Origin of the sequence: Paenibacillus terreus (assembly GCF_042138595.1) — a bacterium.
Taxonomy (GTDB): Bacteria; Bacillota; Bacilli; order Paenibacillales; family Paenibacillaceae; genus Paenibacillus; species Paenibacillus terreus.
Window position 1 is genome coordinate 341,736 of the sequence record NZ_JBHIRX010000003.1, and the last position, 15,543, is coordinate 357,278.

General features: G+C 48.7%; 14 protein-coding genes. 2 read left to right on the forward strand and 12 right to left on the reverse strand.

From position 1 onward, the window contains the following. Nucleotides 1-326: 326 nt before the first annotated feature. From ACE5KN_RS08505 to ACE5KN_RS08540, 8 genes are all read right to left on the reverse strand, one after another. Nucleotides 327-539 (reverse strand): hypothetical protein, encoded by a 213-nt coding sequence (locus tag ACE5KN_RS08505; RefSeq protein ID WP_375525726.1) that lies wholly within the window; start codon nucleotides 537-539, stop codon nucleotides 327-329. Beyond that, a complete protein-coding gene (locus tag ACE5KN_RS08510) occupies nucleotides 536-1,561 on the reverse strand; it encodes a TIR domain-containing protein (protein ID WP_375525725.1) in 1,026 nt (341 codons plus the stop codon). Before ACE5KN_RS08510 ends, ACE5KN_RS08505 begins: the two co-directional genes overlap by 4 nt. A gap of 240 nt (nucleotides 1,562-1,801) precedes the next feature. Further along, nucleotides 1,802-3,061, reverse strand: coding sequence for a HipA domain-containing protein (locus tag ACE5KN_RS08515; protein WP_375525724.1), 1,260 nt, complete (start codon nucleotides 3,059-3,061; stop codon nucleotides 1,802-1,804). 196 nt (nucleotides 3,062-3,257) lie between these two features. Next, entirely contained in the window at nucleotides 3,258-4,214 is a 957-nt protein-coding gene (locus ACE5KN_RS08520; RefSeq protein WP_375525723.1) for a nucleoside hydrolase, read from the reverse strand. 83 nt (nucleotides 4,215-4,297) lie between these two features. Then, nucleotides 4,298-6,238, reverse strand: a complete 1,941-nt coding sequence (abc-f, locus tag ACE5KN_RS08525) for a ribosomal protection-like ABC-F family protein (protein WP_375525841.1) — start codon at nucleotides 6,236-6,238, stop codon at nucleotides 4,298-4,300. Between the two features lie 101 nt (nucleotides 6,239-6,339). Then, nucleotides 6,340-6,483 carry an RAxF-45 family protein gene (locus tag ACE5KN_RS08530; protein ID WP_355322539.1) on the reverse strand — a complete coding sequence of 48 codons (144 nt, stop codon included), beginning with the start codon at nucleotides 6,481-6,483 and terminating at the stop codon, nucleotides 6,340-6,342. Between the two features lie 111 nt (nucleotides 6,484-6,594). Beyond that, nucleotides 6,595-6,807, reverse strand: a complete 213-nt coding sequence (locus ACE5KN_RS08535; RefSeq protein ID WP_375525722.1) for a cold-shock protein — start codon at nucleotides 6,805-6,807, stop codon at nucleotides 6,595-6,597. Nucleotides 6,808-6,917: 110 nt separating this feature from the next. Beyond that, on the reverse strand, nucleotides 6,918-9,221 hold the full coding sequence (locus ACE5KN_RS08540; protein WP_375525721.1) for a copper amine oxidase N-terminal domain-containing protein: 2,304 nt from the start codon (nucleotides 9,219-9,221) through the stop codon (nucleotides 6,918-6,920). A 497-nt stretch (nucleotides 9,222-9,718) separates the two neighbouring features. Here ACE5KN_RS08540 and ACE5KN_RS08545 point away from each other — a divergent pair, with 497 nt between their 5' ends. Continuing rightward, nucleotides 9,719-10,777, forward strand: coding sequence for a stalk domain-containing protein (locus tag ACE5KN_RS08545; protein WP_375525720.1), 1,059 nt, complete (start codon nucleotides 9,719-9,721; stop codon nucleotides 10,775-10,777). A gap of 37 nt (nucleotides 10,778-10,814) precedes the next feature. Here the strand turns inward: ACE5KN_RS08545 and ACE5KN_RS08550 are convergent, their stop codons facing one another. From ACE5KN_RS08550 to ACE5KN_RS08560, 3 genes are all read right to left on the reverse strand, one after another. After that, the gene (locus ACE5KN_RS08550) at nucleotides 10,815-11,657 is read right to left on the reverse strand and encodes a hypothetical protein (protein WP_375525719.1); all 843 of its coding nucleotides are present in this window, start codon (nucleotides 11,655-11,657) and stop codon (nucleotides 10,815-10,817) included. A gap of 376 nt (nucleotides 11,658-12,033) precedes the next feature. Further along, on the reverse strand, nucleotides 12,034-13,215 hold the full coding sequence (locus ACE5KN_RS08555; protein WP_375525718.1) for an NAD(P)/FAD-dependent oxidoreductase: 1,182 nt from the start codon (nucleotides 13,213-13,215) through the stop codon (nucleotides 12,034-12,036). A 49-nt stretch (nucleotides 13,216-13,264) separates the two neighbouring features. After that, the gene (locus ACE5KN_RS08560; protein WP_375525717.1) at nucleotides 13,265-13,696 is read right to left on the reverse strand and encodes a DUF1641 domain-containing protein; all 432 of its coding nucleotides are present in this window, start codon (nucleotides 13,694-13,696) and stop codon (nucleotides 13,265-13,267) included. A 463-nt stretch (nucleotides 13,697-14,159) separates the two neighbouring features. Here ACE5KN_RS08560 and ACE5KN_RS08565 point away from each other — a divergent pair, with 463 nt between their 5' ends. After that, nucleotides 14,160-14,555 carry a rhodanese-like domain-containing protein gene (locus tag ACE5KN_RS08565; protein ID WP_375525716.1) on the forward strand — a complete coding sequence of 132 codons (396 nt, stop codon included), beginning with the start codon at nucleotides 14,160-14,162 and terminating at the stop codon, nucleotides 14,553-14,555. A gap of 77 nt (nucleotides 14,556-14,632) precedes the next feature. On the opposite strand, the gene ACE5KN_RS08570 is transcribed toward ACE5KN_RS08565, so the two are convergent. After that, nucleotides 14,633-15,349, reverse strand: a complete 717-nt coding sequence (locus tag ACE5KN_RS08570) for an HNH endonuclease (protein ID WP_375525715.1) — start codon at nucleotides 15,347-15,349, stop codon at nucleotides 14,633-14,635. Nucleotides 15,350-15,543: the final 194 nt, after the last annotated feature.

The window sequence follows — 15,543 nt, forward strand, 5'->3', positions numbered from 1 at the left end:
ACCAAAATTTAGTGTTTGTTTATAGATAATAGTACACCCCAAATTGAACAGCGGTCAACAGCATATATGAGTTAAATTTAGCACCTAAAAATCTCCCGAGCAGAAAATCCACGCCTTTTGTGGCAAGATAATAGAGTTCCCAATGTATCAGTAATTTTTATCGACCTATCGATGAAATGAAAAAGAACCGGTGCATGCCGGTCCTCACCTTATACAATTATTCTTCATAAGAAACAAAGGCCCGGTTCACTGACCGTAGCCTTTGTTTTTTATGAATTTAGATTTTCAGTAAGAAGAGGCGTTTCTACATTCTACTGTTATCTATTTTATGCGAACGATGGTTTTTTCCGATCTACATCGCCGCTTAAAACCTTAATATACACTTTATCTTCTTCATCAACAGAAGGTCCAACATACTTTTTTCCACTGTTAACATCATGGTAAATTACGCCTTTAAGTTTAGTTTCGACCTCACGATCTATCCTAATAACTTCATTTTCGGTGGTTCCATGACGCCCTGTTAAATTATCGCGTATCATACGGAATCCCCTCCAACTAAATGAGTAATTACACTTAATAATTCAGCATTAATTGTAATGATATCTGGCAAATCAGATTCTTCCAAACCTTTCTGACCAGTGAAATGCACAGAAAGTACATGTTCTTGATCCAAAGGATAACATAACACATATACTTGAGCAACTTCTTGTCTTTTAAAAAAAGAAAATTTACCACTAAAATAAACATCCAGAACATAAATGAGCCGATCCCCATCTGCTTTGTTCTGGTTGGCATTAAAAGGAAAGAAACGCCCCTTCCCAACATTACCTCCAACTTGAGCAAGACCATCAATCCCTTGCTTTTTCCAGAAAGCTGCTCCAGTGACACGGAACCTATCGGGAGGAATGATTGAATTACGAACAGCTTCACTGAGGGCATTATATCTCCCCTCTCCTTCAATAACAGATACATTCTTATTGTATTCCCAGAAAAAGTGTAGAATACTCTGCTTTTGTTGAAGTTCTTCTTCCTTTATAGCCAGAAGTTCCAAAGGATCTTCAAAATGGCCTTCCTGCTGAATAACCTTTTGAATTGCTTGGCAGGCTGTTGAAACGGCAGCATCTTTATTTTCCTGGCTGTAATCATAATCCAGCAGAGTCATGCCTTGTAGATCGGAAAGTATGTGAAGCTCCTTTACAGGTTCGCCTTCAATAAGGTCAGTTCGCTTCTGCACATCGGTTGGAATGAGGGCAAATACACGTTTTCGTCTCAGTCTACCCCAAAAAAGGCCCATTTCGAATAAAGTATTATCCCTAGTAATAAAAACATACTTCTCTCGATAAAGTGCAACATCGTCAGGAGCAAATATAAAAACAGCAAAATCATTATTGTCCAGTTCGGTTTCCAGAGATTCCATCGTATATTGGTTTGCACCAAATACACCTGCGTACCATGGATTAACATGGGATAGACGCTTTAACTGGTTGTGAACAGCATTTGCATATTCTATAGCTTCCCTAGATGAGCCGATAAATGTTTTCGGTTTGACTGGAATTACCACGTTCTTTGCTCCTTTGCAATCGTAATTACCAACCAATATTATACTACCAAATAAATGAATAGTATTGTTTATTCTGAAATGTAATCAGGTGATTGCTAACCAATAGCGTATCCGAATTGAAAAAACCGCTTAACTACTGCTAAGCGGTTTTAAGTAATTAACAAAACATTTTTTTCAAGCAAACAGACGAAAAAATAGATTGAAGCGAAAAAAACGGCAACAATGGCCTCCGGGGGCTACTCAGTCGGATCCGTCTTCTGCGGATGGCGCACCGCTGTAAGCTGTGTTCTCCAAGACATCGGCGCTTCGATCATCCACCCATAAACGGGGCTTGCGGGAATGAACAATCCCGGCCAGCATATCTACCCGCTTTTGCAAGGCGGAGCAAAGGGCATCGCGTCTTGCCTCTTCAATAAACAATGAATCCTGCAGTATTGTCCTAAACTCTTCATCCAGCCCTTGCAGCAGAGACAAATCTAGCCAGTCAAAAGACGTAACCAGCTTGATTTGCTCGTTATGGTCATTTTTGAAGGGCTTGCAGGTCAATGGGGCTGTCGGCGAAATGAGCGCCTGCGGCTTGGTAAACCAAAGAGAGGAGCCACTGTCGTAAATCGGGGCGGCTCCGATCCACTCCAGCGTTTCCGCATTCCGAATGACACCGAAATTGTTTTGATGCCTGTCCTCATTGGCAATAAGGTAATCCACGACAATCATCCGGTTCAGCGCATCGACGATACCGGGAATGCCGAGCGCCTCGCAGCAATTCACATAATGCTGATAAACCGAAATATGATTTGATTTTTGCCGGATTTGCATCACATGCCATGCCGTCACCAATTCCGTCTGTGGTGTGATGAAATTTTCACAAACGCTGTATGGGTAATTCTCTTGTACCCATAGCGTATAGGGAACGTGAGGAATGCCCAAACGATCCATCACTCGGCTTGCCAGCACTTCATTATAAGGTTCCTGCTGAATCGCGCCGCTTCCGCCCTTGATGAGGCAGCGTTTCCCATCCAATATTGCCCATTTCTTTTTTAACCAGCCATCCGAAGTGTTATCCGGCGACATTAAGCTTATCCCTTCTCCAGATAAACCTCTGCCGAACAGCACATTCCCGACGTCCTCGGAAAAAGCGTTATCGAAAAAATTGACCTGTGACCAATCGACATCGGAACCCGTAGGGCATATCCAATATTTGTCGGACAGGCTGAGGCCCAGACTTTTATCCAAAAGTTTTTGGGTGGTGGCCAGCTTCAATTCGAGCAGCGCTTCTTTGATGCCGTCCCGGCTTGCGGGGATAGCCCGCCCGCGCCACCATTCATTGAGCGCCGAACGGTCGACACGTCCTTTTTTGACCGGTATTCCAATGGGAACGTGGCGTTCGTTGTACACATCACCGATAGCGGAAATGGCGCCGGTCGCTTCGTCAAGCTCAATTTCCGCAACCGGTACGTTTTTGTGTTTCAAAACGTATTTTTTGTTCCATGCATCCGCCATGTCATCCACTCCTCTAGCCTCATCTTGTACGACCCGACACGCAGTTATCCTTTCATGTAACAAGCAACTGTACGATTATTTCTATCATAGCTCAAATGTCCTTTTTTTGCTTCCCTTTTGTCCAACAATTTCACCTGTGGCCTAGGATCACTTCCCGAGACCGTACTTTGTTTTTCCACTGTGTATCTTGAAAAACCTAACGAATCGCTCCAAGCACCTCATAGAGCATGGCCGTAAATGCCTCCCGCTTCACTTCTTCGCACACTCTGACGTTGCGCGGACGCTCCAGCCGGTTGTTGATGTCCACGAGGCTGTAGCCGCGAGTCAGTTCGCCCGCCGTCTCCACGTCCACATGATACATGCCGGAACGGGTCATGATCGATTCATCGGCCGCGACTGCCATCAGCAGCGTATCCGGATGCGTCGTGCCCGGCAGCCGGTGCACCTCTTTGTTAAATTGCTTAACAACTTTATTAATGGCGATAAAAAACTTCGCTCCCGCCGTCCCCATCCGCTCAATTTCCACGTGGTTCGCATCCTCCATCACCGAGTAACGGGTGCACATATCCCAGCCAACCATGGTGATCGGCACACCGGAATGCAGTACGATTCTGGCCGCTTCCGGGTCAACCCAGAAATTATATTCCGCCGCAGGCGTAATATTGCCCAGGGAATTATTCGTTCCGCCCATGATGTACAGGTGCGGAATTTTCGGGATGATCGCCGGGTCCTTCTGCATGGCCATGGCAATGTTGGTCAGCGGCGCAATCGCCAGCAGATGAATCTCGCCCGGGTGGGTATGGATTTTCTCAATCAGAAAATCCACCGCATGTCCCTGCTCCGGCCGCTGCACCGCACGCGGAAAGTTCGCTCCGCCCATGCCGTCCGAGCCGTGCACATCCTCCACCGTCCGGTGCCGCTGCTCTCCGATCGCCAGCATCGGCTTCTCATGCCCTTTATATACCGGGATGCTGCCACCCTTGCCGGCAACCTGAATCGTATAAAGCGCATTTTCCACCTGCTGATCAAACTGCACATTGCCGCCGGTAATCATTACGCCTTCGACCTGAAAATAATGCATGGCCGTCAGAAGGGCTATCGTGTCGTCCCCTGCCGTATCGGTGTCTATGATGACTTTTTTTCTGTCCGTCATTGCCTTGCTTCCCCCTTCTGCTTTATCGAACCTTCCGGTTCATCGTCATTATTTATTGAAGCATTCCGGGGGCGTCAGCGCAACTATTCCAGTTCAATCCACTCGGCAAGCAGCGCATCAAGCCGTTCTTGCTGCTCCTCACGGGCCGCCCACAGCTCCTGCAGCTTAAACGGATCATCACCGGCCTGCTCCAGCTCGGCATCCGCAGCGGCCAGCGCTGCTTCCTGGGCAGTGATGCGCTGTTCCAGCTTCTCCCGGACAGCCGAGACCCGCTCAGCGCTTTCCGCTTTGCCAGGGCTTGGCGGCGCTTTTTTCGCCTGGAGTCCGGCCGCTCCTTTCCCCTTGACCGCGGCGGATTCCTCCCGCTCCTCCAGACTTTTGCGGGCATCTGCGAGCTGACGCTTCTTCTCCCGGTAATCGTCGAACCCTCCCAGGTAAGAAGTCACACGGCCTTGCTCCAGCTCCCACACCCGTTGCGCGAGTTTGTTGACAAAGTACCTGTCATGGGAGATGACCATCACCGTGCCTGGGAAGTCCTCAAGAGCCTCCTCCAAAGCCTCCCGCGAATCGATGTCCAGGTGGTTGGTCGGTTCATCCAGCAGCAGCAGATTGGGCTTTTTCATTACCAGCAGCGCCAGCCGCAGCCTGGACCACTCCCCGCCGGACAGCATGCGTACAGGCTTGAAGACGTCTGCCCCATAGAACAGATACCTCGCCAGAATTCCGCGGGCCTCGCCTTCTTCCACCCCGGCTTCCCTCCGGAAAAAGGACAGCACCGTATCTGAAAGCTCCTCCCGTTCCCCCTGCTGAGCCAAATAACCGTACTCCACGCGCGAACCCCATTCCACACTGCCGGCATCAGGCTGCTCCTGACCCAGCAGCAGGCGCAGCAGCGTGGATTTCCCCGCTCCGTTATCTCCGAGCAGCGCGACCTTTTCGCCAAACTCAAGGCTGCCCTCGGCACCGGCTAGGATCGTTCGTCCAGCGTACGCTTTATGCAGATTTTCAAAGCGCACCACCCTTCTGCCCGAACGGTCCTGTGGATTCAAGTCAAATTCGGCACTCTGCCGCTCCAAAACAGGGCGCTTGATCAGTTCCATTCGTTCCAGCGCTTTGCGGATGGAGGCGGCTTTTTTGAAAAACTTTTCATTGTCGCCGATACGGCCCCATTCCTCAAAGCGCCGGATGGCTTCCTTCATTTTCTTGATCCGCTTCTGCTGCTCCTGGTAATCCGCGAACTGGATCAGGAGGCGCTCCTCCTTTTCCCGCACATAACCGCTGTAATTGGTCAGGTACGTGTGCGCCTCACCGTCCTCAATTTCAATCACTTTACCGATGACAGCATCGAGGAAGTAGCGGTCATGGGACACGATCATACAGGCCCCCGCATAACTGCGCAGAAACTGCTCCAGCCATTCCAGCCCTTTCAAATCCAAATGGTTGGTCGGCTCATCCAACAGCAGCAGGTCCGGCTTCCCGATCAGCTGCGAAGCAAGCACGATTCTGGTCTTCTCGCCCCCTGACAAGCTGCCGAAGACGCGATCATAAGCGGACTTGGGTATATCCAGTCCGTCCGCGACCTGATCGATGTTGGCTTCCATTTCGTAGCCGCCGGCCTGTTCGAAGCGCTCCTGCAGCGTGGAATAAGATTTTAGCAGCTTCTCCATCCGCTCTCCGTCATCCGCCGCTCCCGGTTGGGACATCTCCTGCTCCAGCCGGTTCATCTGACGGCGGCACTCCTGCAGCTCCCGGTAACCATAAGCAAGCGTCTCATAGACCGTCATCACATCGAATTCCTCCGGAATTTGCGGCAGGTATCCGATGCGGATATCCTTCTTATGTGTAAGCAAGCCTTCGTCAGGCTTGTTCTGGCGCGCAATCAGCTTGAGCAGCGTCGTTTTCCCGCTGCCGTTGCGTCCGATCAGCCCCACCTTCTCGCCTTCATGGATTTCAAAAACCACTCCGTCCAAAATAAGATTCGCTCCATGATAAGCCTTCAATTGTTGTCCGTTTACAATATACATCATATAGGTCCTCCTCAGGTGATGAAGACCCTGACCCGCACAGCACAAAAAGGGCCGCAGGAATATGCCTGCGGCCCTTTCGGATAAAGCAATCCGTTCGGTTAAGGTAGGCGTCTTCTCGCGATAGTAACTTCCGTATGGTTAAAAATGGACAGACTTCTCCCGTTGACGGAAAAAGCATGTACAATGCCAGCCATAGCAATTGGAAGCTGGCTAATACGGTCGTTCACCATCTCGAAATTCACCTACCATCACCTCCTTAACATAGTTAAACACAATTTAGCACAGAATCATTCGCCTGCGCAAGCGGCAATTCGTCTGGATTTCTTTTCCTGTTATAAAGTTCAGGCCCGCGGTCAGGAGCGTGCTCCCGGGAACGAGCTGCCTGCAGCATTCAATATGGGCAGCATTCTGATCTCCTGAGTCATGGACGAGTTACATAGAGGACAACTTGGCTCACCGTTGAACGTAAACCCCGTACGCATCCACCCGTTGCAGTCATTATTCGTGCAAGACCATACCTCCGTATTCTCCTCCGGTATGGGCTCGGGAACATGGCGTTTATACATGGGAATCCCCCCTTGATGTATGTAGACCATAATAATATGCTCCCGATGGCCAAATTCATGCATACTTTTGAAAGAAAAACAAAACATGCCTTTACCGGGCGGCGAATGAATCATAAACTCTTGACGACTCTGGCTTCTCTGGATGTGTCATGCCACTCTACAGAAGCTCCCATGCTCAAAGAAGTGGACCGGATAGGAAGAAACACCCTTCCATTGTTGATGGTTATGGGCACATCTAATGAGATTTGCACGCCATTTATGGAGGCTGTGGTGTTGCCCGCCTGCAGTTGTACGATCCGTGACTCTTTGATTAAGGTAACAGTTTTGGTTTCAGGGTCCCATAACACGTTGTTATCCGAGACATCAAGCGCATCCGCTACATAACGAAGCGCCAGATATGTCCGCCCTTCATGGATATACGGCGCGACATCCGCTGCCTTCTCTGTGCCATTCACCGTATACATCGTTTCCCCGACTTTAAAGCTGGCCTGGCTAACGCTCTCTTCCGCAGCCGAAGTGGTGACCCGCGCCAGCGGAACCCTTACTTCTTTTCCCAGGTTTTTAAACGGAGAGTAGCTGCTCACTTCGGTCGAACGGGCCACCTTCAACTCAATCTCCCCTTCGGCAACCGTCCGGTCTAACGTGAATATGACATTACTGAACTGAAGGGTGGTGCTTTCATCGCTCTCGCCCGTAATTGTAAAAGCAGCCGACCGGTCGTTATTTACCAGCTTCAACGGTTCAAATTGCAAATCCCCTTGATAAACATCAACAGTAGGTGTGGCTGCAAACGTCACCCCTTCAGAAAGGGTAAGTGTGATCCGCTCCCCATCTTTCAGGCCGCCGGCAACGGTCTCAACCAGGGTGAAATCAGCAGCCTCCTGGTCTGATAACCCAATAGTCACATCGGGAACGTCCGATGCAGATACAGTCAGCCCTGCGTGAACATCCGCAGCTTTAACATTTCCTTTGGCACCCGCGCTGCCGCCAATTTCCATTGTCAGATCTCCCGCAAAATCGGGCGCAGTAACAATATCAATCTCCTGCAGCGAAAATGTCCCGGGACTGGACGGTGATGCTCCGGTTATTTCAAATACAGCTGTCCGGTCATCCGTTCCGGTATATCGCACAAATGCAAGCTCCAAATCATTCTTATTGTCGGTCTCTCCGGCGGGGCTTTCCGAGCTGCCTTCATAAACCTTCTGAAACGCTGCGCCTTCGGGAAGAGTCAAGGTAAGGGTGCGCCCTTCGGGCAGCGTTCCATACAGTGCTTCTTTAATGACGATATCCGAAATCCGCTGTTCTTCGCGTCCGGCATATATGGAAGGCAGCTTCTCCGATGCCGCACTCACAGTGACACCATACTTTGCATGAGTACCTACAACCAGTTCCGTCACATCCAGATCGGCTTCACCGCTAATTCGGGCTTTTATATCTCCATCAACGGCATTTCCAGGCTTGGTTAAGGTAAATTTCAAACCGCTCAAAGTCCATTCACTCATCTCATAGGTTGCCCCGGTAACTTCCACGGGCTGCACGCGGCCATCTCCGTCCTCGTCCTCCCATGTCGTACCTAGAACGTCTACCGTCAGTTCGTCGTCCGTGGAGGTAAGCTGGAAGTACATGTCTTGTCCATAAGTCGACCCATATTCCACTTTTCGGATACTATCATTCATGTTCCATTTATATCCTGACGGCAATTTAACTCTAACGCTCCCATTCATCGGCTCAAGCGCCCCGGCGGATGCTTCCTCTAGAGTGAGACTGAATGAGTAATCGCTGTCCGTTCCTTTCTTGGAACCGGCGGTTACAGCGACCTTGCCTCCGCCTACTGTAGCTATGGGGACTTTACCTGCAGGGAAAGAGCTATGACCAGGAGCTTCAAACTTAACTTCCACCGCTCCCTCGTCCATATCCTCCCAGGTAACATCGCCCAGCTGGATCACAAAGGAGGCGTCCTCCTCCAGTGTATAACGTTCTCCCCGGTCCGGTATTTCCAGCAGGAAGCTATCCTCGTCCGCCTTTACAACTTCGATGGTCGGTGCACCCGGAGCCGGGCCGTTTAAATCCCTGAGCGGATTGGAGCTGCCCAGTATGTTGATCCGATTCAAACCGCTGTCATCCATTGGATCGATAACGTTGCCACTGGAGTCTGTCGACAAGTCCATGCCTCCGGGAAGCGAGATATACAGCTGGTCTCCTCCGTCAAACACGGTGGATGCCGGAATCGTTACTTTAATAGAATGCATGGATCCGCTTCCGCTGGCTGGCAATATCCCGCTGCCCAGTGCTTCCAGCTTCCCACCTCCTGCCGCATGAACAGGCCTCAATCCGGACAAGCCGCTTACCAGCAAAGATGCAGCGGCAATCATCTTAATCGTTTTTTTCCATTTGTTTTTATGTAATTTCCCCAATTTCACCAAGCTCCTTTAGTGTTATTTAATTATTCATGTTTTTTGGCACTCACCCCCATTCCAAAATCAAGGTTTTAGGATAATGCATGACTTGGCTGTGATTTCCTCTGTCTATGGAGACACCTCCAACCATTTTTTGATAATGATAATCATTATCATTATGCAACATGTTAAAACCTGCCCTTTATCATGTCAAGTATTATGCCAACGTTTTTTTGAAAATTGTAAAAATCTCTGGGAGCCTGCGCTTGGTAAACGGGGAGATTTCGAAAATAATTAAAATTAAGCAATTAACAGCAACCTATTCCCATCTCTGTGCGTCTAACATGTAGAAGAAAGATTCTGGCAACAGGTTACATTAATGATGTTGTTTTCTTTCTTTTATTAATGGTACTCTAGTAGTATGTTTTTCGTTACCCATCTTTTGCTAGAATGGGAAACGGGTCATCCGCACCGTCAGCGGACATCCATTTTAAGAAAAAGGAGCAGACAAACGCATGAAATTCAAGAAACCCGTCATTATTGCTGCAGTGTCAGCCTTGGCCGTATCCGGAGCGCTTTTAACGCAGCCTACATATGCCGCACAAGCTACCAAGACCATCAAAGCGGTGTACAACAACATTGCCATCGTGTATAACGGCAACACAGTGCCTTCAGACGCAGCCACAGAACCGTTCATGATTAACGGTACAACTTACCTGCCGCTGCGTATGGTAGGTACAGCTCTGAACAAGGATGTAAAATGGGACGGTTCCAACAAACGCGTTCTGATCACCGACAACGCACCTGCCGTTGATCCGAATGCAATTACAGCTCTTAACAATCAGATTACTACCTTGAACCAGCAGCTTGCTACGGCAAAGTCAGAAGCAGCGACCAAGGACGCAACCATCGCCCAGCTTCAGAAGGATAAAGAAGCCCTGCAGAAGCAAATTGATGACAACAAGAAAAACAACAACAATAGCAGCACCAGCCTTGGCGACCTGGAAGATGACCTGAACGATGATTACGGTAATTATGAAAGCACGAAGGCCGAAATTAAATTGAGCGGTAACTCCGACAAAGTTACACTTCGTGTAAATGTCTCCAAGACTGGATGGAACAAATTGTCCAGCAACAAGAAAACGAACCTGATCCAGGACATCGTGGACGACATCCGTGACAAATACAAAGATGCCGACATCTCCGGTTCCGTACGTGATGACAATGGTGGAAGTACGTTAGCCGACATCTCTGTAAGAAGCTCGGGTACCGCATCACTGAACGAAAAGTCCTCTGGTAAAGACATTAGTGACCTTCAGAGTGACATCCGGGATGATTACGGTAACTGGAAAAATGTTAAATTCGACATTAGACTTACCGGCGACGAAGATGAAGTGAAAGTAACAGTCTACGTTAACAAGGACGACTGGAGCAATCTGAACACTTCCCAACGGTACGACTTCAAGCAAGGTATCATTGATGCTATTGAGGACGAATACAGCGATGTTGAAATTAGAGGAACGATTCTTGATAAGAACGACAGCAGCAACAGACTGGATAATATCAATAACTAATTACTTTCAGCACGGCAAAAGGGCCGGAGTGAATTTCTCACTCCGGCTTTTGTCCATTCCTTAAACACATGCAAACTTTGTTGGAAAATTTATCACCCAGATACTTAGCTAAAATGATCCTTTCTTCGATCGATACTTGATTATAGTCCAAAAATTTCCGAAACATTTCATAGTCCTTCATTTCAATTTTGGGGAGTGGACATCCCCTTTGTAATCTAAATAGTTTCTGGAGTTTATTCCAAAGCTTTTGTGCACCTTTCTCTTCAAAACTTATTTTTTCCTCTTCTTTCATCCGCCTTTCCAATTGAAGGTGATATTTTTTTATGGCTTCATTTTTACCATGAGCAATCATCATTTTGAGACTAATCGGCTTCACACGCTCAATAATTTCGTAATGATACCAGAATGGATCTTCAAAAAGCTCATATTCCATGACCGTTTGTATAATATCATCTTTATCTATCTCCGAGATATCATGTCCATTTTCCAACAACAGCTGAACAAGCAGGTTGTCATCTATTTCAGACAGAACTTCAATACAACATTGAAAAACAAACTCTCTGATTATATATTCGTATTTTTCTTCAAATCTATTATGTAACAAACCCATACCACTCATATAGCTAGCCGTAGTTTGACCTGTATACTCATCAAAAAAGTCTTCAACACTGTTATACTCATCAATTGAAAACAATTCATTTGTCCGGATCAGCATGCCCGAACAATCCCAAGGCGGGTCATACCTGTGAGTGATTTTATATTTAGGTGCGAACATGAAGTCATACGCCAACTCTTCTGCTAAATTAGCCAATAATACTGAAAATCTTACATCGACCCTGTTTCTTATTTGTTCCGAGATACTTTCCACTGAATGTTCCAATATTCTAACCTCCTCAACAAAAAAAACCATGCTTAATAAAAAATTTAGCACAGTTCTTCCGTAGAAAATAAATATTCGATTGTTTAAATCGTATCATGTTTACACTGTTAAATCTAGTTTCTGCAATTTCGCGGTATCCAGGGTTCAGAAATCGTCTTTTTAGGACAATACGACCCATCATTCCTCTTTTATTACTATTCTTATTGGCAGTTAGCAGAGTTGCTTTTTTATTATTTAGTCATTAATGGACATGACTCTCCCACATTTCACGGGCCTGCCACACATCATTAGCCGCAGGCAGAGACTAAACAGCATGTCAAAAAAGAAACCCGCATCCTGAAGCAGATGCGGGTTTCCTGATCATAAGGATTCAATATTAATAAGCTAACGCAAACAAGCCTTTGATGTGGGACAGGTAGCGGATGTTGCTTCCTTCCTTCATCAAAGTCGCTACTGCGCCTTTCAGTTGGGTCTGGTTCGCACCCACGGTACCGATGGCGTCCGTTCTGCCCAGGCTTCCCAGTGTACCGGAGAATACAGGGGTGAAGGTTTCCATTTGATGTCCATTGAAGAGTGCGAAGATGTTGTAGCCAACCGTTTCGCCCATCTGCCAAGCCAGCTGTGCCGTTGGCGGATATGGACGCTGCCCTTCGCCAGGGAACACAACCGCGCTGTCGCCAGCCAGGAAGATATTCTCGTGGGAAGTGGATTGCAGTGTGCCGGTTACTGTAGCGCGTCCGCGGTCTACGTCGATACCGGATGCTCCAACCAGCACATTGCCTTGAACGCCTCCCGTCCAGATGAGGGTGTTCGTCTTGATGGAACGTCCATCCTTCAGCAGCACCTCGTCAGCCTTCATTTCTGTGATTGGCACGCCAGTGATGAACTGAACGCCGCGTTTTTCCAGGCTTGTTACTGCACGGTCAACCAATGGCTGGGCAAAGCCTGCCAGAATGGAAGGACCCGCTTCAACACAGTACAGGTTGATATCATCGTAGTTGATGCCTTTTGCACGGCATACTTCAGGCAGCTTATCCGCGTATTCGCCGACCAGCTCGACACCTGTCAGACCGCCGCCGCCGATAACGATGGTAGCATCTGCCGGATTGCCGGATTTCTTGTATGCATCCAGACGTGCTTCCACGTGCGCGCGGATTTTGTTCGCTTCATCCACGGATTTCAGCGTCAGGCTGTACTGCTCCAATCCAGGGATTCCGAAGTAAGCAGTTTGGCTGCCCAGAGCGATAACGAGCGCGTCATAGCTGAGTGTTGCGCCGCTTGCCAGAGCTACTTTTTGCTCCGCAGGCTTGATTTCAGTGACTGTATCCACCTTCAGCGTGATATCCTTGTTGCGCAGCAGCTTCTCCAGCGGCAGAGCCACAGCTTTCTCGCTGATGGTGCCTGCAGCCAGCCGGTGCAGTTCAGTAATAATTTGGTGTGTCGCATAGCGGTTTACAACCGTAATCGCAGCTTCCTGCGGGCCCATATGTTCACGAGCCGTCAGAGCGGCCAGCAAGCCGCCATATCCGCCGCCAAGAATCAAAATTTGCTTCGACATTTCCATCCTCCGTTCTTGTTCTACCTGTTACCTAACAATGAATCAGCAGTTATTTGTTTTGCGCCTGGCGCTCGTTCATAATGTCCAGGAAAGCTGAAGCGAAGCGCAAGCCCTTCTGCACATTCGGATCTTTGAGCATTTTCAGCAGACCAAACAGGCCGATCGTGCCCGATTCGGTTTGAACACGGTCGCCCGCTTCAATAGCAGCAGAAGCAATACCTTTGGCCGATTCTGTTACAGGCTTCACAAACTCGGTCATGGAGTTTTTCATATCCCCGATAAATACCGGGTCTGTTGCGAGGCTGCGCGCTACATCATAAGCGCCGGTCATAACCGTGACCATCTCGGTCAGCTTTGGCAGATTTTCAACCAGAACGGTCAACGATTGTTGAACCTCCGGCTTCATCAATTGGTCCAGCACATCGCGGGACTCCGTGGTAGCTTCCTGTATTGCTGCCACCTCTTGTTGATTTTCTGACATGACGTGAACGTCCTCCTTTACTGTAAAAATAGAAGTCCATTCCTTTCTCGTTACCTGCTTTGCATTAAACGGCTCAACGAATACCGGTCAAACAAATCCATAACATATTGAAAAAGCCCGCGCCGCCGAAAGGCGGAATCTTGGCACACGGGCCCTGATGCATGGCTGCCTCGGTCTTCGGTGTTTTTGCTGCTGCAATGACCACGCATTTCATGTTCGTGAATCAAACAGGCCGAAACGGAATCCTATAACTATATATTACACCTTTCACAAGCCCAACGTCGAAAAAATTTTTAGTTTTACATAAAAATCTTATATTTAATACCTTAATTTTCATGAAATAAGGGATTGCATCTGAAATCCTCTCCATTTTTTCGGTTTGAAAGGCTGTTTTTTTGACGAAGCTGGTGATCATTGGATATCATATAGTCGAACCCAATCCCAACGAATGGAGGCTACAAGCATGGCACTGACATTTATGGATATGCTTAAGCAAGCCCAGGCAAACGTAAAAGGTGTAAGCTCCCAGGAAGCAAAGAAGATGATCGAAGAAAATCCGAACACCTTTATTATTGACGTTCAGGATGCCACTGATGCAGGCGCATGCGGCCTGATTCGCGGAAGCGCGAATATTTCGCTCGGCATGCTTCCCATCCGCGCTGATCTGGAGCTGCCGCAAAATCTGCGCGATGAGCGTCTGGCGGACCGCAGCCGTCCTATTCTGACCACCTGCGGCGCAGGCGGACAAGCCGCCCTGGCTGCTTATCTGCTAAAACAGATGGGCTTCACCAACGTGGCTTACATTGAAGGCGGAACGGCAGCCTGGAAGGACGCCGGCTACGACGTGGAAATATACTGATTAACGAGATACAAAACAATTAAGCTTCCTATTCTCCATGAACGGAAGCTTTTTTTGTCAGATCATTTTGGTTGATTCTAATCCCGTGCCCTCTCCCGTATAAATTCATCCGCATCCCGGTCAGCCTTGGACTGGTTGCAGTCATTGCACGCGCAGACACAATTGACAGGGGTTGTGTGCCCGCCTTTGGCACGGGGAAGAAGATGATCCAGCGTGTCGCCGTATTTGCCGCAGAAATAACAGGTATACTTGTCTCTCGTCATGATATAACGGCGGAATTCCCGATTCGTATATAAACGCCGGATTGTCGAGCGATTAACCACCACCGCCATGCGTTCCTTTACCAGAGTTGCCGCCAGCTCCGGGTCGATCTCCTGGTGCCAGCGCCGCCCTTTATCCGTTTTGCCGCGCAGACGGATCATTCCGTTGCGGTTCGGATGCAGCGCCTTCGGGTCCGTTGGGTCCAGCTGCGGTTTATTGTCCTTGGAGGGCAGCTGCCGCCTCTCATGATGAACAGGAAGCGTACGGGCAGTCCTCTTACCATGAACACGGGCAGCGTCGTTCCCCACAACGGGAGGCTTCGCTGCCGCTTTTACAGCTCCCTTTTCTCCCTGCTGTGTGTCAGGCGAGGCTTGACCGGCTTTCTGCTTCCGGCGCCTGCAGTCCAGACATGCCCCCCTGCGCGACAGCGGGCCTGCTTTACGGCCGGTTCTGCGCTGGAATCCGGTCAAAGGTTTGTATTCCCTACAATAATTACAGTATTTCAGTAATGGCTGTTCGGCTGCTTCCATCATGCCCAGGCAGAAAGCTTCTGCTCTTCGGGTCACCTCCTTAAGCTTGTCCGATATCTATATTTGTCCACAAATTTATTTCAATTAAACACCAACCCGGCTTCTAACTAAAATTCCCACCTGCTTCCTGTATTGTATCACATTCAGCTCAAATCAAGACGTATGACTGCCGCACGCACCCTGCTGACCGGGAGGAG